The organism is Lentzea fradiae (assembly GCF_900100955.1).
GTDB classification, from domain to species: domain Bacteria; phylum Actinomycetota; class Actinomycetes; order Mycobacteriales; family Pseudonocardiaceae; genus Lentzea; species Lentzea fradiae.
In genome coordinates this window covers 273271-297052 of record NZ_FNCC01000009.1, presented here as the reverse complement: position 1 = coordinate 297052, position 23782 = coordinate 273271, and the positions used below count along the sequence as shown (strand labels likewise).

The window sequence follows — 23782 nt, the reverse complement described above, 5'->3', positions numbered from 1 at the left end:
GAGATGGGAGCACAACCGTGGCACAGCAGGTGATCGACCGTCCGGTCTTCGACTACATGCAGGCGTACGTGACCTGCACCGTCATTTCCGCGCTGGAGAAGCTCGGCGCGCTCGACCAGCTGGCGGAGCACGGCGTCGTCCCGGCCGAGCTGGGGTACGAGGAGTTCCTCGGCGAGGCCACGTTCCGCTACCTCGCGGAGCGGGGGATCGTGCGGCAGGAGGGGAACCGGTACGTGCTCACGAAGTCCGGCCGCCACCTCTACGACGAGCGCGGCTACCTCCTGTGGCTCGCGGGCGGCTACGGCGAGGCCCTCAACAGCCTCGACGGCCTGCTGTCGCGCAAGCAGACCTTCGGCACCGAGGTGGACCGCGACGTGCGCTGGGTCGCGGTCGGCAGCGCGCTGGTCGGCGAGGCCGACCTGCGGGCCGAGGTCATGGAGATCCTGGGCGGCATCGAGTTCACCACGATCGGCGACATCGGCTGCGGCAACGGCCACTTCCTGATCGACCTGTGCCGCGCGACCGACGCGAAGGGGGTCGGCTTCGACATCAGCCCCGCCGCCTGCGCGGAGGCGACGCAGGAGGTCGAGAGGGCCGGGTTCGGCGACCGCATCGACATCGTCCAGGTCGACGCCACCGACGTGGACAGCGTGCCGCACCTGGAGAACATCGACCTGGTGATGGCCTTCTTCTTCATGCACGAGGTGCTGGAGCTGGGCCACGACGTGCTCGTCGACTACCTCACCAGGACGTGCGAGCGGCTGCCCGCCGGTGCGTACGTCCTCACCACCGAGGTGGCTCCGCCGACCCAGAGCGAGGACACCGCGGAGGCGTTCGGACCGGAGTACGTCTACACCCAGGCGTTGATGTCGCAGCGGCTGATGAACGCCGAGCAGTGGTCGGCGGCGTTCACCGAGGCGGGTTTCCAGGTCGAGCGGATCGTCGAGGGACGGCTGCCCGGATCGCGGCTGATCCTCGTCCGCAAGCCGCTCGCGTAGGCGTCAGCTGGGCGTTCGACGCGGGAACCCGAGTGGCGCGCCGTCCGCGGCACCGTGCTCGGTGACCCGCGTCGACCCCCGATATGATCCACCGCACAGGCTTTGATCCGGCCATCACCGGGGAGCCTCCGGAAGAACGGGCGCGAGCCCCAGTAGAACCGGACGTCCGTCGCACGTCACGCGACCGAATCGAGTGGCACCCGGCTCGCCGGGTGCAAGCGGGGTGGTACCGCGGAGTCCCCGGCACGGTCGTGCCGAGGCGCTTCGTCCCCGTGTGAACGGCGTAGCAGCCGTTCGTACGACGTGAGACGAAGCGAGGAGTTTTACGGACATGCACCAGGACAGCCAGGCGTCCCCGTTCGCAGCGCTGCCGAACAAGATCGACCTCGGGGAGCTGGACCGCGGCATCATCCAGTGGTGGCGGGACAACGACATCTTCGACCGCAGCCTGGCGCAGACCGCCGACGGGAGCCCGTGGGTCTTCTACGAGGGGCCGCCCACGGCCAACGGCATGCCCGGCACCCACCACGTCGAGGCCCGTGTCTTCAAGGACATCTTCCCCCGCTTCAAGACGATGAAGGGCTTCTCGGTCCCGCGCAGGGCGGGCTGGGACTGCCACGGCCTGCCCGTCGAGCTGGCGGTGGAGAAGGAGCTCGGGCTGTCCGGCAAGCCCGACATCGAGAAGATCGGCATCGCCGAGTTCAACGCGCGGTGCCGCGAGTCCGTGCTGCGCCACGTCGGCGAGTTCGAGAAGCTCACCGAGCGCATGGGCTACTGGATCGACCTCTCCAAGCCGTACACGACCATGTCGCCCGAGTACGTCGACAGCGTCTGGTGGTCGCTCAAGCGCATCTTCGACGACGGCCGCCTGGTCGAGGACTTCCGCGTCGCGCCGTACTGCGCGAAGGACGGGACGACGCTGTCGGACCACGAGGTCGCGCAGGGGTACGAGACCGTCACCGACCCGTCGGTCTACGTCCGGTTCCCGCTGTCCGCGCCGGTGGCCGGGGTCGAGGGCGCCGAGCTGCTGATCTGGACGACCACGCCGTGGACGCTGGTGTCGAACACGGCCGTGGCGGTGCACCCCGAGGTGACCTACGCCGTCGCCCGCACCGCGCAGGGCGTGTTCGTGATCGCCGAGCCGCGCCTGGAAGCCGTGCTCGGTGAGGACGCCGAGGTGCTCGCGTCCGTGCAGGGCGCGGACCTCGCGGGGCTGCACTACCGGCGCCCCTTCGACTTCGTCGAAATCCCGGACGCCCACATCGTCGTGCTCGCCGACTACGTCACGACCACCGACGGCACCGGCCTCGTGCACCAGGCGCCCGCGTTCGGTGCCGACGACCTCGCCGTGTGCCGGGCGAACGGGCTCCCGCTGGTCAACCCGGTCGCTCCCGACGGACGCTTCCTCGACGAGGTGCCGCTGGTGGGCGGGGTGTTCTTCAAGGACGCCAACGCCGCTCTCGTCGAGCAGCTGCGGGAGTCCGGGCTGCTGTTCCGCTACGAGGACTTCGAGCACTCGTACCCGCACTGCTGGCGCTGCCACACCGCGTTGATCTACTACGCCCAGCCGTCGTGGTACATCCGCACCACCGAGGTGCGCGACGCCTTGCTGCGGGAGAACGAGAACACCAACTGGTTCCCCGACAGCGTCAAGCACGGCCGCTACGGCGACTGGCTGACCAACAACATCGACTGGGCCGTGTCGCGGTCCCGCTACTGGGGCACGCCGCTGCCGCTCTGGCGCTGCGCGGACGGCCACATCACCGCCGTGGGCTCGCGCGCCGAGCTGGGCACCCTCGCCGGCCAGGACATGTCCGAGCTCGACCCGCATCGGCCGTTCGTCGACGCGATCACGTTCGCCTGCCCCGGCTGCGGGCAGACCGCGACGCGCGTCCCCGAGGTGATCGACGCCTGGTACGACTCGGGCGCGATGCCGTTCGCCTCCCTCGGCTACCCGCACGTCCCCGGCAGCGAGGAGGCGTTCGCCGCCGCGTACCCGGCGCAGTACATCTGCGAGGCGATCGACCAGACCCGCGGCTGGTTCTACACGCTGATGGCGATCGGCACGCTTGTCTTCGACAAGTCGTCCTACGAGAACGTCGTGTGCCTGGGCCACATTTTGGCCGAGGACGGCCGCAAGATGAGCAAGCACCTGGGCAACATCCTGGAGCCGGTGCCGCTGATGGACGCGCACGGCGCGGACGCGCTGCGCTGGTTCATGGCCTGCTCGGGATCTCCGTGGTCGGCCCGTCGCGTGGGACCGGGTCCCCTCGACGAGATCGTGCGGAAGATCCTGCTGACGTACTGGAACACCGCGTCGTTCTTCTCCCTGTACGCGGGCTCCTCGTCGTGGGCCCCCGAGACCGCCAACGCGCCGGGCGACAGGCCCGTGCTCGACCGGTGGATCCTCTCGGAGCTGCACGCCCTGGCCGCGGCTGTCGACGAGCAGATGGAGCAGTACGACACGGCACGCGCGGGCAGGCTGCTCGCCGACTTCATCGACGACCTGTCGAACTGGTACGTCCGCCGCACCCGCCAGCGGTTCTGGGAGGGCGACCAGGACGCGCTCGTGACGCTGTACGAGTGCCTCGACGTCGTCACCAGGCTGCTCGCCCCGTTCGTCCCGTTCATCTCGGAGGAGGTCTGGCAGCGGGTGATCCGCCCCGGTGCGCCCTCGGCCGCCGAGTCGGTGCACCTCGCGTCCTGGCCGCGGGCGGACCAGCGGCTCGTCGACGCCGGGCTGTCGAAGCAGGTCGCGAGCGCACGGGGCCTGGCGGAGCTGGGCAGGGCGGCGCGCAAGGCCACGGGCATCCGGGTCCGCCAGCCCCTCGGCAACGCCCTGGTCGGGCTCCCGCCGGGGGTGCAGGTCGGCCAAGAGCTGCTGGACGACATCGCCGCGGAGCTGAACGTCAAGGTGCTGCAGCCGCTCGGCGCGGGTGACGAGGTCGTCGACGTGCAGGTCAAGGCCAACTTCCGGGAGCTGGGCCGGCGCTACGGGAAGAAGACGCAGGAGGTCGCCCGCGCGATCTCCGGTGCGGACCCGAGGGCCGTCGTGGACGGCATCCGCGAGTTCGGCAAGTTCGAGATCCCCTTCGAGGACGGCAAGATCACGGTCGAACCGGGTGACGTGGTCGTGACCGAGGTGCCGCGCAGCGGGTGGGTCGTGGAGTCGCAGAAGGGGCTGACCATCGCCATCGACACGGTGGTGACCCCGGAGCTGGAGGCGGAGGGCACCGCCAGGGACGTCGTCCGCGTGGTCCAGCAGGCCCGCAAGGACGCCGGGCTCGACATCGCCGACCGCATCACGCTGTCCGTCGTGGCGAGTGACGAGGTGAAGGAGGTCCTGCGCGTGCACGGCGAGTTCGTGCGGCACGAGACGCTGGCCCTCTCGCTGGACTTCGCCGACGAGCTGCCCGGCGGTGCGGCGGGCACGGTCGGCAGCGGCGCGGAGATCACGGTGGCCGTGGCGAAGGCTTGATCTTCGCTCCGGACAGCGAGAACGGGGCCTGACCGCAGTGGTCAGGCCCCGTTCTCAACGGCGTCATGCGGGGCGGACCGCCCGGTAGACCTGCCTGCACGGCACGGGCGTCAACGAGCAGGAGCCCGAGTCGCACTTCAGGTCGGGTCCCGCGAACTCGTGGGGACGCGGCTCGAAACCGGCCTCGCGCAGCGCGCCGTTCACCTCGTCGGCGTCGTAGTACCAGCTGCTCAGGGTCTGCTCCACGCGGCGGGCGTTCTCGAAACCCCCGAACACACCGGAGACCCGGAGCATCCCGCGGCGCGCGCCGACGTCCCACACACCGCGCTTGACGACCGCCACCTCCGGCTTGTCCGTCACGGTGACGTGGTTCCAGTGCTCGAAGTGCGACTGCTCGAACAGGTCGAACACGAACTCCCCGCCCGGGAGCAGCGCCTCGTGCACCTGTTCGAAACAGCGCCGCAGCTCGGCGAGAGCCGGCAGGTGGTTGAGCGCGCCGTCCAGGCTGAAGGCCGCCGCGACGGGTTCGGGCAGCGTGAACTCCCTGGCGTCGGCGGTGGTGAGGCTGAGCCGGCCCTCGTCGCAGGCGTCGGCGTTGCGGGCGCGGTTGAGCGCCAGCATCGCATCCGAACCGTCCACACCGGACACCTGCCAGCCCTCGTCGAGGAAGTACCGCGTGGTGATGCCGGTGCCGCAGCACAGGTCCAGTGCCGTGCGGGGCAGGTCGAGGGACTTGCCGAGCGCCTCGGCCAGCCGCGGCGAGAACCTGTTGACCCAGCCGGTGTAGTTGCCGTCGAAGAACGCGGCGAAGCTCTCCGAGTAGTAGTTCTCCATGCTCGCTTCCTATCCGGTCTGGTCGGTGGTGAAGACGTGCGCGGCCCGGTGCCGGTAGACCTCACCGGGGTCGAGCCGGGCGGACGGGTAGTCGGGCCGGTTGGGCGCGTCGGGCAGCGGTCCTGTCTCCAGGCAGATGCCGCACCGCGGCCGTGCGCCGAACCAGTCACCGGTGTAGACGCCGACGCCGGGCTGGTCCGTCGTGACGCGCATCGTCCGCCCGCTGCCGGGGTGCCGCAGCTCGGCAGCCCAGGCGTCGTCGTGGAGCAGGAAGCAGTTGTCGATGCGCGTGTCGCCGAGGAGCCGCTCGGAGGTGAAGTCCAGCGGTGTCCCGCTCAGGTCGGCGGGAGGGCCGGGCAGCGGGACCAGGTCGTCGTCGAAGCGGACGGCCTCGGCGGTGTTGAGCCGCAACCGGTGGCCGTCGACCGTGCCGGTCCCGGAGAGGTTCCAGAACGCGTGGTTGGTGAGGCCGACGACGGTGGGCTTGGTCGTGGTCGCCTCGTGCTCGATCACGAGCACCCCGCCGGGCTCGACGCGGTAGGTCGTGTGCGCGGTCAGCTCGCCGGGGTAACCCTGGTCGCCGTCCTCGCTGGTCAGCGAGAGCCGCACCGCGGCGGCACCGCCGTCGGCGAACGCCTCCGCCGTCCAGACCCGCGTGTCGAAGCCCGCGGACCCGCCGTGCAGGTGGTGCCGGCCGTCGTTGCGGTCGAGGGTGTGGATCTCGCCGTCCAGCTCGAACTCTCCACCGGCGACGCAGCGGCAGAACCGGCCCATCGTCGCACCCACGTACGGGTTGCGTGCCCGGTCCACATAGGACTCCAGGTCCGGCAGCCGGGCGCAGACGTTGGCGACGCGCCCGTCCCGATCGGGGGTGCGGACCTCGACGAGCGTCGCGCCGTACGTCCACACCTCGATCGACAGGTCGTCACAGGACAGCAGGTACGACTCGACCTCGCGGCCGGCCGGGGTGTGGCCCGCCGAGGCGCGCTCGGTCCTGGGCATCGGGGGTCCCTTCGGTCAGGCGGCGCAGCTCGGGCACCACGCGTTCGGCGAACAACGTCAGGCTGACCCGGTCGACCGGTGGGCGGGCGCCGAACAGGAAGTCCGTGACGCCGAGCGCCAAGTAGGGCTGGAGCGCGGCCACGCACTGCTCGGGCGTGCCGAACACCAGGTACTCAGGCCACACCGGCGAGTCGGGCGGGAACGAGCGGCGCAGGCCGGCCAGCCGGGCGGGCAGCTCGTCCTCGTGCTCCACGAGCAGGGCGCGGAACGTCATCGACCGCCGGATCTCACCGGGATCGCGGCCCGCCTCGGCGCAGTGCCGGTCGAGCGTCGCGCACCGGGCGCGGTAGGCGTCGGGAGGCGCCACCAGGCTGTTCCACACGTCGGCGTGCCGGGCGGCGACCCGGAGCAGCTCCGGTCCGGCGCCACCGAACACGAGCGGCAGCCGCCGCTGCACCGGCGCGGGACGCAGGTAGGCGTCCTGGAGCTGGAAGTGCTTGCCCCGGAACGAGAACGGGCCGCCGTCCCACAGCCCGCGCAGCACCGCCGCCGTCTCCTCCAGCAGCTCGACCCGCGTCCGCCCCGGCGGGTGCGGCAGGCCGTACTGGGAGGTGGCCAGGTCCGCCGAGCCCGTCCCGATGCCGATCTCCGCCCGTCCGCCGCTGACGTGGTCGATCGTCGCCGCGGCGGACGCCAGCAGCGCCGGGTGGCGCCACGAGACGCCGGACACGAGCAGCGCGCACCTGACGCGTTCCGTCCGTGCGGCCAGGGCGGACAGCAGCGTCGGACCTTCGAAGCACGGCCCGTCCGGGCCGCCCATCGGCGGACGCAGGTGGTCGAACAGCGAGCACCAGTCGTACCCCAGCTCCTCCGCCAGCCGCCACAGCTCCAGGGCCTCGGAGAAGGACGCGTACTGCTGTCCGGAGTGGACGCCGAACCTCAGCTCAGGCATGCGGGCCCGCCGGCGCGGTGGTGGTCAGGGTGCGCACCGGTCCGCTCACCCCTCGACGAGGGTCATGCGTTCCTTGGACTCCAGCGGCATGTGCGGCACGCCGAAGGCCAGGATCTGCAACGGTTCGCTGACCTTCGCGTTGGTCTTGACCCCGTGCGCGTAGTCGGCGGGGACGAACACGGTGTCGCCCGCCTTCATCTCGTAGTCGACGCCGTCGATGTGGATGAACCCGCGCGACGACAGCACGTAGAGGATGTGCGCGCCGGGGTGCGTGTGCAGCTCGAAGGCCGTCCCCGGCTGCATCACGAGCCGGTCGGCGCCGATCGGGACACCGAGCCCGATCTCCTCGGCGACGCCCGCGACGCCCTTGATGCCCTCCAGCGGGCGACCGTGGTGGTCGACCAGCTGGACGAACGGCTCGTCCTGGATGCCCCGGATGTGGACCTCCGGGTCGAACCGGACGTCGGTCCTGAGCGCCGTCTCGAACGAGGTGGTCATGTCTGCTGCCTCCTTGGTGAAGAGTCCGTCGTGCGTTCCGCCGTGCGCAGGTCGCCGTGGAACGGTTGCCGGCCGAGGTGGTCGGCGACCCCGGCCGCGAGCAGGGGAGCGAACACCGAGTGGACGAGCGGCGAGAGCTCCTCGCGCACCCCGTCCGCCACGGGCAGTGCGGCCCACACGTCCGGTGCGGTGGCACCGACCAGTGCGATCCGCCGTCCGGCCGCCGTGGCGCGTGCGGCCAGTGCCGCCGCGCGGTCCGCGGCCTTGCCGGGGGTGGCGATGAGGAACACCGGCAGGTCGGTGGGGCGGCAGAACCGCTCGACGTGCCACCACTCCTCGAAGTCCTGGGCGGAGCTCGGCACCCCGGCGGCCTCGACGAGCTTCGCCGCCGCGTACCCGGCGGTGCCGAAACCCGGTCCGGCGCCGAGCAGGTAGCGCACCGGCGCCGACGCCACCACGGGCGCGATGGCCCGGCAGCCCGGCGCGACCAGGGCGAGGGTGCGGTCGATCCGCTCCGCCGTGGCCGTCAGCTCGTCTTCGAGCCCGCGTGCCTCGGCCGCGCCGAGCACCCCGCGTGAGCGTCCTGTGTGGATCGCGAGCAGCAGCAGCGCCAGCAGACTCGCCTGGTGCGTCCGGATTCCCGGGCCGCGTTCGAGGTTCTCGGGCACGGCGTGCAGGCGGTGGCGGGCGCGTTCGTCGACGGCGCTGCCGGGTTTTCCCGTGATGGCCAGCGTGCTCGCGCCCAGCGCCGCCGCCCGGTCGAGCGCCTCCGCCACCCTGGGGCTGCCGCCGGACGCGGAGGTGCCCACGACGAGCGTCCTGGCGTCGAGCCGGTGCGTGCCGGGGTAGTCGGCGAAGCGCTGGGCGGGCACCGCACGGCAGCGCACCCCGGCGAAGGTGGTGAACGCGTGCTCGGCGGCGGCGCCCGCGTGGTGCGAGTCGCCGTTGCCGACGAGGAGCACCTGCCGCACGCCGGGGAACGGGGTGGTCAGCTGGGCCGACAGCGCGGGGACGAGGTCCGCCACGTCGGCGGCCAGCCGTTCGGCCTGCCGCACGAGCGAGGCGGTCGCGGTCACGGGCGGTCCGGTCACGACGGGCCCGGTCATGACAGGCTCCGCACGATCGCCGTGTACTCGCTGACCCGGCGCTCGTCGATCTCGCCGCCCCAGCCGCCGCTTTCGAGGCACGACCCCACGAACGCCCCGTCGGCCGCGCACAGCAGCCTCGCCGCGTTGCCGTGGTCGGTGTGCCCCGCGAGCAGCACGGGCAGGTCGGGTGCGGCGGCGCGGACCGACGCGATCTTGCGCAGCGCCGTCTCCTCGTCGGGGTCGCTCACGGCCACCGCGTCGGCACCGGCCGCCCGCGCGGCCTTGGCCACCTCGCCCGGTGTCTTGCCCCCGCCGAGCCACGAGTAGTGCATGGTGTCGACGTCCGCGACGAGCTCGATGTCGGTCGCGTCGATGATCTTCCGGTAGGTGGCCAGCGCCAGCGGGTCCGGTCGCACCACGCCCTGGTGCGACCGCGTCTCGCCGACGAGCGCGCCGACCCGCACGAACTCGGCACCGGTGACGGCGGCCACGGCGAGCGACGCGGACGCGGCGTTGCGCATGATCTGCACGCCGGTCTCGAAACAGGGACCCGTCGCGTCCACCACGGCGGCCACGACCAGGGCCATCGCCGCGGTGCGGGCGGGGTCGGACTCGTCCTCGACGGAGTAGACGCGGTCGACGGTCTGCACGAGGCAGCCGTCCGCACCGCCGTTCTCCAGCGCCTTCGCCGACCGCACCGCCGTCTTGATGATGCGGTCGAGGCTGCCGGGCTCGTGGAAGGGGGTGCCCGGCAGCGGCTGGAGGTGGATCATCCCGAGGACGCGCTTCGCGTTGTCAGACATGGGCGACCTGCCGGGGGAGGACACCGGGGCGCGCCGGGACCTCGAGCTGACGAGGACCCAGGACATGGGTGGGTGGATGCATGACGGGTCTCCGTTCCTGCTCGGATTCCGGCTCGGCGTGGTCAGGTGAGGCGCAGGCGCTTGAGGTGCCGTGGATGCGCGGGGGAGGAGACACCGGCCGTCCTGCCGTGGAAGAAGTACGTGTTGTCGACGACCACGAGCAGGCCGCGGCGCCAGTGCACGCCGGCGGCGCCCGCCGTGTACATCCCGGACAGAAGTGCTTGCAGGGCCTGCTCTACGGCCTCCGCGCTGTCGTCGCCCTCGTTGACCCACTCCAACTTGTCGTTAAGGAAGTCCCGGAACGAGAACACGGCACGGCCTTCGTGCTCGCGCAGGATCGTCTCTCCCGCGGGCAGGTGGGCGTAGCGCGTGCGCGACAGCACGGCTTCGTGCTCGGGTGAAAGCTGTTGCCGGACCCCGGACATCGGCACCAGCACCGTCTGGGCGGACGCGGGGTTCGCGCCGGGGTCCTGGCACATCAGCACGATGTGGCGCGGCTGCTGCCCGGCGGGACGGCCGCTGCCTTCGGTGTGCAGCGACAGCGAGTTCTCCGCGAACGGCTGGAGCGAGGTGTCGGCGGTGTGCGAGTGCCGGGTGACGAGGTTGAGGACCACCCCGTCGGTGACGAACGGCTGCACGGCCGGGTCGGTCTCCGGCATCGCGGTGCCGAGGTGCGCGCCCACCGCGCGGAAGTCGTCGTCCGACAGCAGCTCCTCCAGCTGCACCACGGCGGCGCCGTGCTGCCGGAGCGCGGCCCGGACGACTCCGGCGACCTCGGCGGGGGTCCCGCCGGCGGTGGCGACGGCCCCGCCGAGAGGTTCGGGCAGCGTCCTGGACGAGTCCAGCAGGGCCTGCCGTGCGGCGACGTGGGTGTAGTGGTCCTGCTCCGCGAATACGCCGGTTCGCACTTTTCCTCCCGACGGGACGAGGGTTGTCGTGCGCTACTCCGCATTGATGCCGGTGCGCATTTCGAGAAGATCTTCGACGCGTCCGACATTACCGGCGGTGTCCGGTGTTGGACAGCTTTGCGCCGCTTTGCGGGCACATCGGCGGGTAATTGCGTCCAGCTTTGCCAAGTGAGCGGTAATCGTGAATTCCCGCGCTGCAATCGTGCGGGCGTTCCGGGGTGGTCAGACCGGCGCGGGACTGACCTGGCGGCGCGCCGCGACCCGTTGGGCCCAGGCGACCGCCGGTCCCATCGCCAGGGCGGTGGACACGAACAGCCCGCCCAGGACCCACCACCCCGGCGTGCCCCACTGGACGAGCAGCAACGTCAGCGCGGGCGCGACCATCATCGACGCGGCGTACCCGGTGAAGAAGAAGCCCTGGTACTGGCCCTGGCGGTCGGCGGGGGCCAGGCCGTAGCTGGTCGTCCACGCCGCCGCGGCGGCGAGCATCTCGCCGCACACGTGGACGAGCCCGGCGGCGACCAGGGCGATCGCGGCGAAGACCGCGGACCCGGCGGAGGACGCGGAGAACAGGCCGCACGCGCCGAGCAGCGCGAAGCCGGCCAGCCGGAAGCCCTTCACCGAGCGGTCCAGGGTGTTCAGCCGGGTCGCCACGCGGACCTGGAACAGGACCACGCTGATCGTGTTGACCAGGAACAGCACGGTCACCATGACCGCGGGCGCCTCCGTGTGCGTCACGATCCACAGCGGCACCGCGATCTCCAGCAGCACGGTGTGCAGCGCGAGCACCCCGCTCAGGGCGGTGAACAGCGCGAACGGCCCGTCGCGCAGCACGGAGTGCTTCGGTTCGCCCGCGGCGGCCGGGGGAGTCGGCGCCACCCTCCCCAGGCGTGCCAGCACCGCGGCGGAACCGAGGAAGCTCAGGGCGTCGAGCACGAGCACCGAGGACAGGGCCGGTGCCGTCCCGATCTGGAGCGCGACGCCGGCGACGAGGGTGCCGACCGCGACGCCGACGTTGTTGACCGATCGCACCACGGCCCGAATCCGCACCAGCTCGTCGCCTCCGAGCAGCCCCGACGTGAGCGCCTGGATGGCCGCCCGCGACCCGCGCTCCGCCAGCACGAACACGGCGGCCACGAGCACGAACGTCCAGAACTCGCGCACGAACAGGTAGGCGGCGGCCGCCACGCCGTTCAACGCGACCAGCGCGGCGGCGACCTCCCGCGGCCCGCGGCGGTCCGCCAGGTGCCCGAGCGGCACCCCCGCGAACAGGCCCACCGCGCCCGCGACCGTCAGCCCGAGCCCGAGCTGAGCCGGGGACAGCCCCGCCACCCTGGTGAAGTAGATGGCGGAACAGGTCAGAAAAGCGCCGTTGCCCGCGGACATCAGCAGGCTCGCCAGCACGAGCTGCCGGGATGTGCCCGCGGGAACCGAAAATTGCCTTAACATATCGCGCGATGCTAACGGCCGCCGGTCATCGGTCAGCAATTCGGCGGTAATCGTTCGAGGTTCCCGCGTGATTGTCCGTCGATTTTCCGGCCGTCGTTCCGGGATGGGGTGAGACGTGCGGAGGAATTGCCGTGACGGCGTTCGCGAAGATCAGCCGAGGCGCACGGGCAGCGTGTGCAGGCCGCGGATCAGCGTGCTCTCCCGCCACACCAGCGTCTCCGGCTCCGCGGCGAGCTCGAGGTTCGGGAACCGCTCCAGCAGCCGGGTCAGCGCCACGTCGAACTCCAGCCTGGCCAGCGGGGCCCCCAGGCAGTAGTGGATGCCGTGCCCGAACCCGACGTGGCCCTGCGCGGACCGCGTCACGTCGAGCCGGCCGGGGTCCTCGAACCGCTCGGGGTCCCGGTTCGCCGCCAGCAGCGACACCATCAGCAGCTCCCCGGCGGGCACCGTGACCTCGCCCAGCTCCAGGGGTTCGGTGGTGTAGCGGAACGACGCGATGTTGATCGAGCCCTCCAGCCGGAGGAACTCGTCGGTGCTCGCGGGGATCAGCTCGGGCCTCTCCCGCAGGATCCGCAGCTGGTCCGGGTTGCGCAGCAGGGCCAGCACCGCGTTGCCGATGAGGTTCACCGTCGTCTCGTGGCCCGCCACCAGCAGGAGGAACGCCATCGACACGAGCTCCTCCCGGCTCAGCAGGTCGCCGGAGTCGGTGGCGTGCACGAGGGCGGAGAAGAACGTGTCGTCGGGCTCGGCCGCCTGCACCTTGGCGACGTGCTGGTGCAGGAAGGCCGCCATCCCCGCGGTGGCCGCCCTCACCTGCTCCGGGGTGCCGAAGGTCAGCACCTGGTTGGACCACTCGCGGAACTCGTCGCGGTTGTCGATCGGGATGCCGAGCAGCTCGCAGATGACGTTGACCGGCAAGGGGAACGCGAACGCCTCCAGCAGGTCGACCACGTCGCCGTCGGCCAGCTCCGCGAGCAGCTCGGCCGTGATCTCCTCGATCCGTGCCCGCATCTTCTCGACGCGGCGGGCGGTGAACGGCTTGGTCACGAGCCTGCGCAGCCGGGTGTGGTGCGGCGGGTCCATGTAGACGATGTGCTCGGCCAGCGCGTCGTGGGTCACCCTGCCCCCGACGTTCTTGCTGACCCCCGGGGCGTTGAGGGCGGCCTTCACCTCGTCGTAGCGGGTCACGAACCAGACCTTGAGCCCGCCCGGCATGCGGACCTCCCGCGCCGGGCCCTCCGCGCGCAGCGCGTCGTGCACCTCGTGCGGGTTCTGGAAGTAGTCGCCGGGCAGCTGGGGGATGGTCCTGCCCGGGATGACGGTGGCTTCGCCCATCGGGGTGTTCTCCTCGGAAGGTGGTGGTGCGGAAGGAAGTGTCCGGCGCCGTCGCGGACGTCAGCCGAGCTCGGCGCGGATCGCCGCACCCGCCTGCGCGGTGCCGAGCGACCCGCCGAGGTCCGGCGTGCACCGTCCCGCCTCCACCGTGCGCGCCACCGCGGCGCGCACCGCCTCGGCCTCGGCCGTGTGACCGAGGTCGCCGAGCATCAGCGCGGCGCAGAGGATCGCGGCGACGGGGTTGGCGACGCCGCGCCCCGCGAGGTCGGGCGCGCTGCCGTGCACCGGCTCGTAGAGGCCGAAGCCGGTCGACGGGTTCAGGTTGACCGAGGTCGCGATGCCGATCCCGCCACCGAGCTCGGCGGCGAGGTCGCTGAGGATGTCGCCGTAGGAGTTGTTCGTGACGATCACGTCGAACCCGGCGGGGTCGGAGACCAGCCGCATGGCCGCGGCGTCGACGTAGAGGTGCCGCGTGACCATCGCGGGGTGCCGCCGCCGGGCGTCCGCCCAGCAGCGCTGCCAGAGCCGCCCGCCGTTCGGCACGGCGTTCGACTTGTCGACCATGCAGACCTCGGAGCGGGCGATGCCGAACGCGTAGTCGAGGATGCGCGACACCCCGCTGTGGGTGTTGACCTCGACGTCGAGCGCGACCTCGTGCGACGTCGCCTGCCGCAGCGCGCCGCCGATCCCCGCGTAGAGCCCCTCGCTGTTCTCGCGGACCACCACGCAGTCGATGGCGCCGCGCTTCGCGTCCTTGAGCGGGCTCAGCCGTTCGGCGGGCAGGCTGACCGGGCGGTGGTTCACGTAGAGGTCGAGCTCGAACCGCAGCCGCAGCAGCACGCCCCTGGCGTAGTCGGGGCTGGTGACCCTGGGATCGCCGATGGCGCCGAACAACGCGGCGTCACTGCGCCTGATCCGGTCGACGTCGTCGTCGGACAGGGCGGTGCCGGTGGCGAGGTACGCGCCGGCGTTGACGTGGTCCAGGACGTCGAACTCCAAGCCGAGGCCGAGGTCGTCGAGCACGCGGAGGGCCTCCGGCACGACCTCCTGGCCGACGCCGTCTCCTGGGAGCACCGAGATGACGGTCATTCTCGTCGTTCCTGTCTGCTGGGGGTGGGGTCAGCGGGCGGCTTGCCACCTGCCGCCCGACAGGCAGCCGGGGCGCAGGGAGGGGAACCAGGGCCTGCGGGTCAGCTCGTACCGCGCGATGTGCTGCTCCTGCTGCTCGGTGAGCCCGATCTCGTCCAGGCCGTTGACCAGCAGGTGCCTGGCGCGCTCGTCGACGTCGAAGCTCCTGCTCGTGCCGGGGGTGCGCAGCTCCCGCTCCAGCAGGTCGATCGTGACGGGCATCGCGGGATCGGCCTCCACCGCGTCGGACAGCGCCGCGACGTCCTCTTTGGACAGGCAGACCGGCAGCAGGCCGTTGGTGAACGCGTTGCGGCGGAAGATGTCGCCGAAGCTGACGGCGACGACGGCGCGGAAACCCCAGTCGCGCAACGCCCACACCGCGTGCTCGCGGGAGCTGCCGGTGCCGAAGTTGCTGCCCGCCACCAGGACCGTCGCCGAACGCAGGTGCGGCTGGTCGAGCGGGAACCCCGGCTCGCCGCGCCACCCGGCGAACAGCCCGTCCTCGTAGCCGTGCTTGGTGAGCCGCTTGCAGAACTCGGCGGGGATGATCTGGTCCGTGTCGATGTCGTCGCGGCGCAGGACCATCGCCCGTCCGCTGTGGACGGTGAACGGTGTCGTGGTCACGTGGTGGCTCCGTCCAGGTGCTGGGGTGCGGCGAGGTGTCCCGCCACGGCGGTGGCCGCCGCGGTCGCGGGGGAGACCAGGTGCGTTCGCGCGTGATCTCCTTGCCTGCGTTCGTAGTTGCGGTTGGACGTGGACGCCACGCGGGCGGGGCCGGTGAGCCGGTCGGTGTTCATCCCGAGGCACATCGAGCAGCCCGACAGCCGCCACTGCGCGCCCGCCGCGGTGAAGACCTCGTGCAGGCCCTCCTGCTCGGCCTGCTTGCGGACCTGCATGCTGCCCGGCACCACGATCATGCGCACGCCGTTGGCCAGCCTGCGGCCTTCGAGCACCTCCGCCGCGGCCCGCAGGTCCTCGATGCGGCCGTTGGTGCAGGAGCCCAGGAAGACGGTGTCGATCTTGATGTCGCGCAGCCTGGTGCCCGGCGCGAGGCCCATGTACTCGAGCGCGCGTTGTGCGGCGGCACGCTCACCGGGGTCGGTGAACGTCGCCGGGTCGGGAACGACGCCGTCACCGACCCGCGCCGCCTGTCCCGGGTTGGTGCCCCACGTGGCGTACGGGGTCAAGGTGGACACGTCGATCCGGACGGTCTTGTCGAACGACGCGCCGTCGTCGGTCCGCAGCTCCCGCCAGGCGGCCACGGCTTCGTCCCACCGGGAGCCCGAGGGCGCGGCGGGCCTGCCGCGCAGGTACTCCTCCGTCACCTCGTCCGGCGCCACGAGACCGGCGCGCGCACCGGCCTCGACGGCCATGTTGCAGATGGACATCCGCCCTTCCATCGAGATCTCGCGCATCACGGGGCCGCGGTACTCGATGACGTGACCGTTCGCGCCGTTCGCGCCGATCTCCGCGATCAGCGCCATCACCAGGTCTTTCGGCGACACCCCCGCGGGCAGCGTGCCGACGAACTCCACGGCCATGGTCGCGGGTTTGGTGATCCGCAGCGTCTGCGTGGCCAGCACGTGTTCGACGTCGCTGGTGCCCACCCCGAACGCCAACGCGCCCAAGGCACCGTGCGTGGACGTGTGGCTGTCACCGCACACCACGGACATGCCCGGCTGCACGAGGCCCAGTTCCGGTGCGACGACGTGGACCACGCCCTGCCGTTCGTCACCGTGGGCGAAGTGCTCGATCCCGTGCCGGGCGCAGTTCTCGCGCAGCCGTTCGACCTGGGCGCTGCCCATCGGGTCGCGGATCAGCAGGCTGTCGGTCGGGACGTTGTGGTCCTCCACGGCGAGGGTGAGGTCGGGACGACGCACCCGCCGTCCCTCGTGCTCGATGCCGTCGAACGCTTGTGGCGACGTGACTTCGTGGACCAGGTGCAGGTCGATGTAGAGCAGGTCGCCCTTGGCGTCGGAACAGACGACGTGGTCGTCCCAGATCTTGTCGATGACGGTCTTCGGTCGAGTCATCAGATCGCCGCCGCGACCGTCGTGCTCAGCACGTGCTTCAGCTCCGCCACCGAGATGAAGTCGCCGTCCGAACGGCTGGCGATGTGCTCCTCGTACAGCTTCTGCCCCAGCTCCTGGTCCCATGGCAGGCCCAGCTCGTCGAACACGTGCCGCAGCACCGCGCGGCCGGAGTGCCTGCCCACCAGGATCTTCCGCTCCCGGCCGAACCGCTCCGGCTCGACGTACTCGTAGGTGATCGGGTTGCGCAGCATTCCCGCCTGGTGGATGCCGGCCAGGGTGCTGAACACGTTGTCACCGAAGACCGCCTTGTTGCGCGGCGGGGCCAGGCCGATCTTCCTGGACAGGGTCTGGAACACCTCGTACAGCCCGGTGGTGTCGAGGGTCGTGTACGCGTCGTACAGGTGCCCCTTGTAGGTCAGCACCGTCGCGAGCTCCTCCAGCGGCGTGTTCCCGGCGCGTTCGCCGATCCCGGCCACCGTCGCCTGCACCTCGTCCGCGCCCGCCTCGACGGCCGCGAGCGCGTTCGCCAGCGACAGCCCCATGTCGTCGTGGCAGTGGACGCTCAGCACGACGTCGGAGGGGATCCAGGAACGCACCTTGGCGGTCATGTCACCGAACTCGGCGGGCACCATGTGCCCGGTCGTGTCGGCCAGCACGACGGTGGTGGCGCCTTCGGACAGGCCGGTCTCGATCAGGGCGCGCAGCAGGTCGTCCGACCCGCGGCTGGCGTCCTCCAGACCCAGCGAGATGTCCCGCACGCCCAGCGACCGCGCGAGGCCGATGGCGAACTCGGTCTCCGCCAGGTTCTCCGCGCGGGTGATGCCGCGCTTGTGCTCCATGTGCAGCTCGCTGCCGGTCACCATGATCTCGACCTGGTGGCGCTCGGTGCCACCGGCCGTGACGGCGGCCTCGATGTCCGCGCGGTTGGCCCGTGCCAGCGAGCAGAACCGGGCGGTCGTCAACGCCTCCGACACGAGCCGCAGCGCCGCGAGGTCGCTGGGGCTGGAGTTGGGGAACCCCACCTCGATCACGTCCACGCCGAGGGCCTCGATGGCGAGCGCGAGCTCCAGCTTGGTCTGCGCGGACATCGCGTTGCCCGGAGCCTGCTCACCGTCGCGCAGCGTCGTGTCGAACACCGAGATCCTGCGTGAACCCCGCTTTCCGGTAGGACTCATCACCACTCCTGGTTCGTGTCGCGCGCCATTCGAGCGCTGGGCCTGGGGAGCAGTGGACAGCTATCCGCCGCCGTCCAGGAAGTCACACGAACCATGACTTGACAAAGGTCGGGAGCAATGGGGGAACGCGAGCGGTCATGGAGCAGGACCGCAAGGGGAACAGTCGCGGAGACAGTGGGAACACGCATTCCGGCACCACGAAGGAGGGCCGACGGTGGCCGCGTCCATCACTCCCGTCGATCACGGGTGGAATGGTCAGAAGAGCCGGTCGTGCACGGTGGCGATCGCCGCGCGTCATCCACTGGTGCGAGCGGGCGTCGCCTGGGCGGCGGCCGCGGAGAACGGGTTCCGCGTGGTCGAGTCGGTGGAGTCGGCCGAGGACCTCGCCCGGCCCGCCGACCTGGTCGTCGCGGAGTTCGACCCCCTGCGCAGGCCGCCGTGCGCGGCGACGCTCGCCAGGCTGGCCAGGACGAGCAAGGTGCTGCTCCTGGTGTCCGCGAGCGACCCCGCCACCCGCGAGCTCGCCGCGGACACCGGCGCTCACCTGGTGGTGGAGCACGACGCGGAGGTCACGGACCTGGTCGCCGCGCTGCGCGGGCTCGCCGCCGAGGTGGAGGCGGACCGCCCGCGCGACGGCCACCCCCGGCCTCACCGGGGCGCTCCGCTCAGCCGCCGCGAGATCGAGACCATGCGGCACATCGGCGCCGGGCTGACCTACCGGCAGGTCGCCCGCAGGATGGGGCTGTCCGAGGCCACCGTGGGCACCTACGCCCGCCGCATCAGGGAGAAGCTCAACGCCGCGACGAAGGTCGAGATGGTCGTGAACGCGATGGAGTTCGGTTATGTCGCGCGGCCCGGTGGCCATCGGCACGGCGTCGTTCTGACGAGTGCGCGCAACGATTAGTGTCGCCACCGGGTGAATTGCCGGGGAATTCCTCCGGGATTACCGGTGGTTTTTTGACTCGCTGGTACCCTTTCACGGGCCGAGCAGGACGGGGAAACAAGTGGCCCATGTTCCGCATGCCGTCGATTCGTCCACACGGCAGGTGCGCACGACCTTCAACCCCTCGCCGATCGGGCCGCCCAGCATCGGGCTGATCCGCGCGGCGGTCTACAACTGGGCCCTCGCCCGCCACCACGGCGGGAGGTTCGTGCTGCGCATCGAGGACACCGACCTGGCCAGAGGGCGGCAGGAGTACTACGAGCCGCTGCTGGAGGTCCTGCGCTGGCTGGGGCTGGACTGGGACGAGGGCCCGGACGTGGGAGGCCCGAACGGGCCGTACCTGCAGACCCAGCGGCGCCCGCTCCACCTCGACGTCGCCCGGCAGCTGCAGGCCGCGGGCGAGCTGTACGAGTCGTTCTCCACGCCGGAGGAGGTCGAGCAGCGCAACCGCGCGGCGGGGCGGCACCCGCGCATGGGCTACGACAACGCCGACCGCGACCTCTCCGAAGCCCGCAAGGCGGCGTTGCGCGCCGAGGGCCGCGTGCCCGTGCTGAGGCTGCGCATGCCCTCCCGGGAGGTCGTCTACGACGACCTGGTCCGGGGACCGATGGTGCTCCGGCTCGACGCCACGCCGGACCCGGTCATGGTGCGCGCCAACGGCGATCCGACCTTCACGCTGGCCAACCCGGTGGACGACGCGCTCATGGGGATCACCCACATCCTGCGCGGCGAGGACCTGCTGGCGTCGGTCCCGCGGCACCTGGGCGCCTACCTGGCGCTCGAACGGATCGGTGTCGCCCGGTTCACGCCCCGCTTCGGCCACATCTCCTCCGTGCTGGACGAGCAGGGCCGCCCGCTGTCCAGGGCGGTCCCGGACGCCGCGGTGCTCGGCTACCGGGACAGGGGGTTCCTCCCCGAGGCGATGGTCAACTACCTGGCCTCCATCGGATGGACGCACCCGAGCGCCGGCGAGATCTTCTCGGCGGCGGAGCTGGTCGAGGCGTTCGACCCGCGCCGCATCAAGCCGCGGCCGGTCAAGCTCGACACCAAGAAGGCCGCCTCGATGAACACCGCGCACCTGCGTGCGCTCGACACGGAACGGTTCACCTCCGCCCTGCGTTCGTTCGCCACGGACACCGGTGTGCTCCCTTCGCGACTCGACGCCCGGCAGCGGCGCCTGCTGCGCCGTGCCGCGCCGCTCGTCCGCGACCGAGCGAGAAACCTCGACGAGGCGGCCGGTCTCGTCGCGTTCCTGTTCCAACGGGACGACTCCATCTCCTTGCAGGACGAGGAGATCGCCTCGCGCGTGGACCGGACGGCGTTGCGTGCCGCCGCCGAGATCCTGGCGGACGTCCCGGAGTGGACGGAGGAAACGCTGCAGGTTCAGCTGAAGGACGGTTTCGGTGAGGACGTCGCCTTCGCCCGCGCCGCGCTCACCGCGCTGCGCCTGAGCATCACCGGCCGCCGGGTGACCCTGCCGCTGTACGAGTCGCTCGTGCTGCTCGGCAGGGAGAGCAGTCTGCGCCGGGTCGGGCGTGCTCTCGGCTCGCCGGGGGAACCGGCGCCGGGGTCCGGTGATCGCGGGCCGGTGGGAGAGCCGTTGCCCCCTGGCGGATGCGGCACCGCACCGCCCAGGCAGTGCGAGCTCGTGTAGCGGTCACCTGATGTTCGCGCGGGAGCGCTCCGTGCGCGTTCACCGCGACTATTACGGCGGTGTGACCGCCCGGCGGACGCGTCGGCCTTCGAGGTGAGCGTCCTGGCCGCAAGCGGCTTCCGCGAGAACACCGGGAGCTGTTCCACCGTGATGGGCGCGGCTCATCCGGTGGTTTTCCGGTCTTGTCGAACGAGCACCCCGGCCACTCGACGCCGGGTGGTCGAAGCGGTTCGGCGAAGAGCCGTCCTCACCTGTCGGCCGCCGACCGCGTGAGTTCGCTGAAACGCCTGGTCACCAACGACTTCATCGGTCCAGGAGAGGGGCCAGGACGGGGAGCGCCCGCACTCGTGCGGGCGCTTTCGCTGTTATCTGGGACCGCTCCCAGAATTCCACTCGAAGGGAGCAGTAAGAGGAACCGGAAGACGAGCCGACGTTGGTCCGGGCAGCCGAGTGGAAAGCGCCTTCCGGGGGAGAAGTCGTTGCACCGCCGCCAGAACGGCTCCTGTGGTCCACGTTACAGTGCCGTGAACTCTGGGAGCGCTCCCAGTTGTCGAGAGGGCGGCGGCATGACTCGACGAAGAGTGGCGTTGGCGGTTGCGGCGGTGGTGCTGAGCGGCGGGGTACCCGCTGTGGCGGCACCGCTCGCGGTGGCCTGCACCGTCACCTACAAAGTCACCAACGAGTGGAACAACGGTTTCGGCGCCTCGGTGGCGATCCGGAACGACGGCGACGCGATGAACGGGTGGAGGCTTACCTGGACGTTCCCCGACGGGCAGCGTGTCCAGCAGGGCTGGAACGGCACGTTCTCGCAGAACGGGTCCGTGGTGACCGTGACCAACCCGGACTGGGCGAGGAACCTGCCCACCGGAGGCACGGCCGAGGTCGGGTTCAACGGCAGCAAGGGAGCCACGAACACCGCACCGACGGACTTCGCCGTGAACGGCGTGTCCTGCACGGGACCGAACAAGGCACCGACCGTGGCGCTCACCTCGCCCACGAGCGGGGCCAGCTACACCGTTCCCGCGCAGATCCCGCTGGCGGCGACCGCGACGGACGACGGCTCCGTCGCGAAGGTCGACTTCTACGCGGGCGACCAGCTGATCGCGACCGACACCAGCGCGCCGTTCACCGGCACGTGGTCGTCGGCGCCGGCCGGTGACCACAGCATCACCGCGAGGGCGACCGACAACCTCGGCCTGGTGGCCACGTCGGCACCGGTGGGCGTGAAGGTCCTGTCGGGGCCCGCGGTGCTGGCCTCACCGAGCACCGTCTCGGTGAAGCAGGGGCAGACGGCCACCTTCGACGTCTCGCTGGCCACGGCGCCGAGCTCGCCCGTCACGGTCACGCTCACCCGCAGCGGGAGCGGAAACCTGACGGTGAGCCCGTCGACGCTGACGTTCAGCAGCACGGCGAAGCAGACGGTCACGGTCACCTCGACCGGCAACGGCGGTGAGCTCGGGACGGCGACCTTCACGGCGTCGGCCACCGGCCACACCCCGGCGACGGTCACGGTGAAGGAACTGGACCCGTCCACCTCGGACTTCAACCAGGCGTTCCTGAACCAGTACAACAAGATCAAGGACCCGGCGAGCGGATACTTCCGCAAGTTCGGCGACCTGCTCGTGCCCTACCACTCGGTCGAGACGCTGATGGTGGAGGCACCGGACCACGGTCACCAGACCACGTCCGAGGCGTTCAGCTACTACCTGTGGCTGGAGGCGAGCTACGGCCGCGTCACCGGGGACTGGGCGCCGTTCAAGTCGGCCTTCGCGTCGATGGAGAAGTTCATCATCCCGGCGAAGGAGGACCAGCCGACCAACGACAAGTACGACGCGTCGAAGCCGGCGACCTACGCGCCCGAGCACCCGCGGATGGACCAGTACCCGTCCGAGCTGAACAGCTCCGCTCCGGTCGGCTCCGACCCGATCGCGGCCGAGCTGAAGGCGGCGTACGGCAACTCGGACATCTACGGCATGCACTGGCTGATCGACGTCGACAACACCTACGGCTTCGGCCGCTGCGGTGACGGCACGACGGCACCGTCGTACATCAACACCTACCAGCGCGGCTCGTCGGAGTCGGTGTGGGAGACCATCCCGCAGCCTTCCTGCGACACGTTCAAGCACGGTGGCCCCAACGGCTTCCTGGACCTGTTCACGAAGGACGCGTCCTACGCCAAGCAGTGGAAGTACACCAACGCGCCGGACGCGGACGCCCGCGTGGTGCAGGTGGCACTGCTCGCCCAGCAGTGGGCGACGGCGCAGGGCAAGGCGAGCGAGATCTCGACCGAGATCGGCAAGTCCGCCAAGATGGGCGACTACCTGCGGTACGCGATGTTCGACAAGTACTTCAAGCGCATCGGTAACTGCAACAGCCCGACGTCGTGCCCCGGTGGTAGTGGCAAGAGCAGCGCGCACTACCTGATGTCCTGGTACTACGCGTGGGGTGGTGCGACCGACACGTCCGCCGGTTGGGCGTGGCGCATCGGTGACGGTGCCTCGCACCAGGGCTACCAGAACCCGCTGGCGGCGTACGCGCTGTCGCAGGTTCCGGCGCTCAAGCCGCTGTCCGCCACCGGGCAGCAGGACTGGTCGACGAGCCTCGACCGGCAGCTGGAGCTCCTGCAGTGGCTGCAGTCGGCCGACGGTGCGATCGCCGGCGGTGTGACGAACAGCTGGGAGGGCCAGTACGGCGCGCCGCCTTCGGGCACGCCGACGTTCTACGGCATGTACTACGACGCCCACCCGGTGTGGCGCGACCCGCCGAGCAACCGGTGGTTCGGCTTCCAGGTGTGGGGGATCGAGCGCACGGCGGCGCTGTACCGGCTGACCGGTGACGCGCGGGCCAAGAAGATCCTCGACAAGTGGGTGCCGTGGGCCATCGCCAACACGACGACCGGCACGAACTTCCAGATCCCGTCCGACATGGAGTGGACGGGCGCGCCGGACACGTGGAACGCGAGCAACCCGGGCTCGAACGCGAACCTGCGGGTCCGCGTGCTCAACTACAACCAGGACGTCGGCATCGCCGCCTCCTACGCCAAGGTGCTGCTGAACTACGCGGAGCGCTCCGGCAACGAAGCGGCGAAGACCACGGGTGAGGCGCTGCTGACGGCGTTGCTCGACCACCAGGACGACCTCGGCATCGCGACGCCGGAGACCCGGTCGGACTACAACCGGTTCGACGACGTCTACGACACCAGCACGCGGGAAGGCCCGTACGTTCCGCCGGGCTGGACCGGCAAGATGCCGAACGGCGACCAGATCGGCCAGGGTTCCTCGTTCCTGTCGATGCGGTCGATGTACAAGAACGACCCGCAGTGGCCGAAGGTCCAGGCGTACCTGGACGGTGGCCCCGCTCCGACGTTCACCTACCACCGCTTCTGGGCGCAGGCCGAGATCGCCACGGCGTTCGCGCTGCACGCAGAGCTCTTCGGGTGAGGAG

18 protein-coding genes are annotated in these 23782 nt (G+C 71.0%); 5 read left to right on the top strand and 13 right to left on the bottom strand.

The window, feature by feature from the left end:
• Positions 1–17 precede the first annotated feature (17 nt).
• Together BLT23_RS22910 and ileS are read left to right on the top strand one after the other, a co-directional pair.
• Positions 18–998, top strand: a complete 981-nt coding sequence (locus BLT23_RS22910; RefSeq protein WP_090051878.1) for an SAM-dependent methyltransferase — start codon at positions 18–20, stop codon at positions 996–998.
• Positions 999–1329: 331 nt separating this feature from the next.
• A complete protein-coding gene (ileS, locus tag BLT23_RS22905; RefSeq protein ID WP_090051877.1) occupies positions 1330–4476 on the top strand; it encodes an isoleucine--tRNA ligase in 3147 nt (1048 codons plus the stop codon).
• Between the two features lie 63 nt (positions 4477–4539).
• Here the strand turns inward: ileS and BLT23_RS22900 are convergent, their stop codons facing one another.
• The 13 genes from BLT23_RS22900 to BLT23_RS22840 all read right to left on the bottom strand — a co-directional run bounded on the left by BLT23_RS22900 (position 4540) and on the right by BLT23_RS22840 (position 17741).
• On the bottom strand, positions 4540–5310 hold the full coding sequence (locus BLT23_RS22900) for a class I SAM-dependent methyltransferase (protein ID WP_090051876.1): 771 nt from the start codon (positions 5308–5310) through the stop codon (positions 4540–4542).
• A gap of 9 nt (positions 5311–5319) precedes the next feature.
• Complete coding sequence (locus BLT23_RS22895; RefSeq protein WP_090051875.1) at positions 5320–6312, bottom strand: aldose epimerase family protein; 993 nt, start codon at positions 6310–6312, stop codon at positions 5320–5322.
• Positions 6236–7264, bottom strand: a complete 1029-nt coding sequence (locus BLT23_RS22890) for an LLM class flavin-dependent oxidoreductase (protein ID WP_090051874.1) — start codon at positions 7262–7264, stop codon at positions 6236–6238. The genes BLT23_RS22895 and BLT23_RS22890 overlap by 77 nt, the downstream gene beginning before the upstream one ends.
• 45 nt (positions 7265–7309) lie before the next feature.
• A complete protein-coding gene (locus BLT23_RS22885) occupies positions 7310–7762 on the bottom strand; it encodes a cupin domain-containing protein (protein ID WP_090051873.1) in 453 nt (150 codons plus the stop codon).
• Positions 7759–8868 carry an SIS domain-containing protein gene (locus BLT23_RS22880; RefSeq protein ID WP_090051872.1) on the bottom strand — a complete coding sequence of 370 codons (1110 nt, stop codon included), beginning with the start codon at positions 8866–8868 and terminating at the stop codon, positions 7759–7761. The genes BLT23_RS22885 and BLT23_RS22880 overlap by 4 nt, the downstream gene beginning before the upstream one ends.
• On the bottom strand, positions 8865–9653 hold the full coding sequence (locus BLT23_RS22875) for a BtpA/SgcQ family protein (protein ID WP_090051871.1): 789 nt from the start codon (positions 9651–9653) through the stop codon (positions 8865–8867). Before BLT23_RS22875 ends, BLT23_RS22880 begins: the two co-directional genes overlap by 4 nt.
• 122 nt (positions 9654–9775) lie before the next feature.
• The gene (locus BLT23_RS22870) at positions 9776–10621 is read right to left on the bottom strand and encodes a TauD/TfdA family dioxygenase (protein ID WP_090051870.1); all 846 of its coding nucleotides are present in this window, start codon (positions 10619–10621) and stop codon (positions 9776–9778) included.
• A gap of 222 nt (positions 10622–10843) precedes the next feature.
• Complete coding sequence (locus tag BLT23_RS22865) at positions 10844–12070, bottom strand: MFS transporter (RefSeq protein WP_090051869.1); 1227 nt, start codon at positions 12068–12070, stop codon at positions 10844–10846.
• Between the two features lie 150 nt (positions 12071–12220).
• Entirely contained in the window at positions 12221–13405 is a 1185-nt protein-coding gene (locus BLT23_RS22860) for a cytochrome P450 family protein (RefSeq protein ID WP_090051868.1), read from the bottom strand.
• A 60-nt stretch (positions 13406–13465) separates the two neighbouring features.
• Positions 13466–14494, bottom strand: coding sequence for an isocitrate/isopropylmalate dehydrogenase family protein (locus tag BLT23_RS22855; protein ID WP_090051867.1), 1029 nt, complete (start codon positions 14492–14494; stop codon positions 13466–13468).
• 30 nt (positions 14495–14524) lie between these two features.
• The gene (gene leuD / locus BLT23_RS22850) at positions 14525–15157 is read right to left on the bottom strand and encodes a 3-isopropylmalate dehydratase small subunit (RefSeq protein ID WP_218133842.1); all 633 of its coding nucleotides are present in this window, start codon (positions 15155–15157) and stop codon (positions 14525–14527) included.
• The gene (gene leuC / locus BLT23_RS22845; protein ID WP_090051866.1) at positions 15154–16566 is read right to left on the bottom strand and encodes a 3-isopropylmalate dehydratase large subunit; all 1413 of its coding nucleotides are present in this window, start codon (positions 16564–16566) and stop codon (positions 15154–15156) included. Before leuC ends, leuD begins: the two co-directional genes overlap by 4 nt.
• Positions 16566–17741 (bottom strand): LeuA family protein, encoded by a 1176-nt coding sequence (locus tag BLT23_RS22840; protein ID WP_090052113.1) that lies wholly within the window; start codon positions 17739–17741, stop codon positions 16566–16568. Before BLT23_RS22840 ends, leuC begins: the two co-directional genes overlap by 1 nt.
• A 214-nt stretch (positions 17742–17955) precedes the next feature.
• On the opposite strand from BLT23_RS22840, the gene BLT23_RS22835 reads away from it, so the two are divergent.
• The 3 genes from BLT23_RS22835 to BLT23_RS22825 all read left to right on the top strand — a co-directional run bounded on the left by BLT23_RS22835 (position 17956) and on the right by BLT23_RS22825 (position 23778).
• Positions 17956–18645 (top strand): helix-turn-helix transcriptional regulator, encoded by a 690-nt coding sequence (locus tag BLT23_RS22835; RefSeq protein ID WP_143036004.1) that lies wholly within the window; start codon positions 17956–17958, stop codon positions 18643–18645.
• Between the two features lie 142 nt (positions 18646–18787).
• Complete coding sequence (gltX, locus tag BLT23_RS22830; RefSeq protein WP_090051864.1) at positions 18788–20338, top strand: glutamate--tRNA ligase; 1551 nt, start codon at positions 18788–18790, stop codon at positions 20336–20338.
• Positions 20339–20904: 566 nt separating this feature from the next.
• The gene (locus BLT23_RS22825) at positions 20905–23778 is read left to right on the top strand and encodes a glycoside hydrolase family 48 protein (RefSeq protein ID WP_090051863.1); all 2874 of its coding nucleotides are present in this window, start codon (positions 20905–20907) and stop codon (positions 23776–23778) included.
• The last annotated feature ends 4 nt before the right edge of the window (positions 23779–23782 follow it).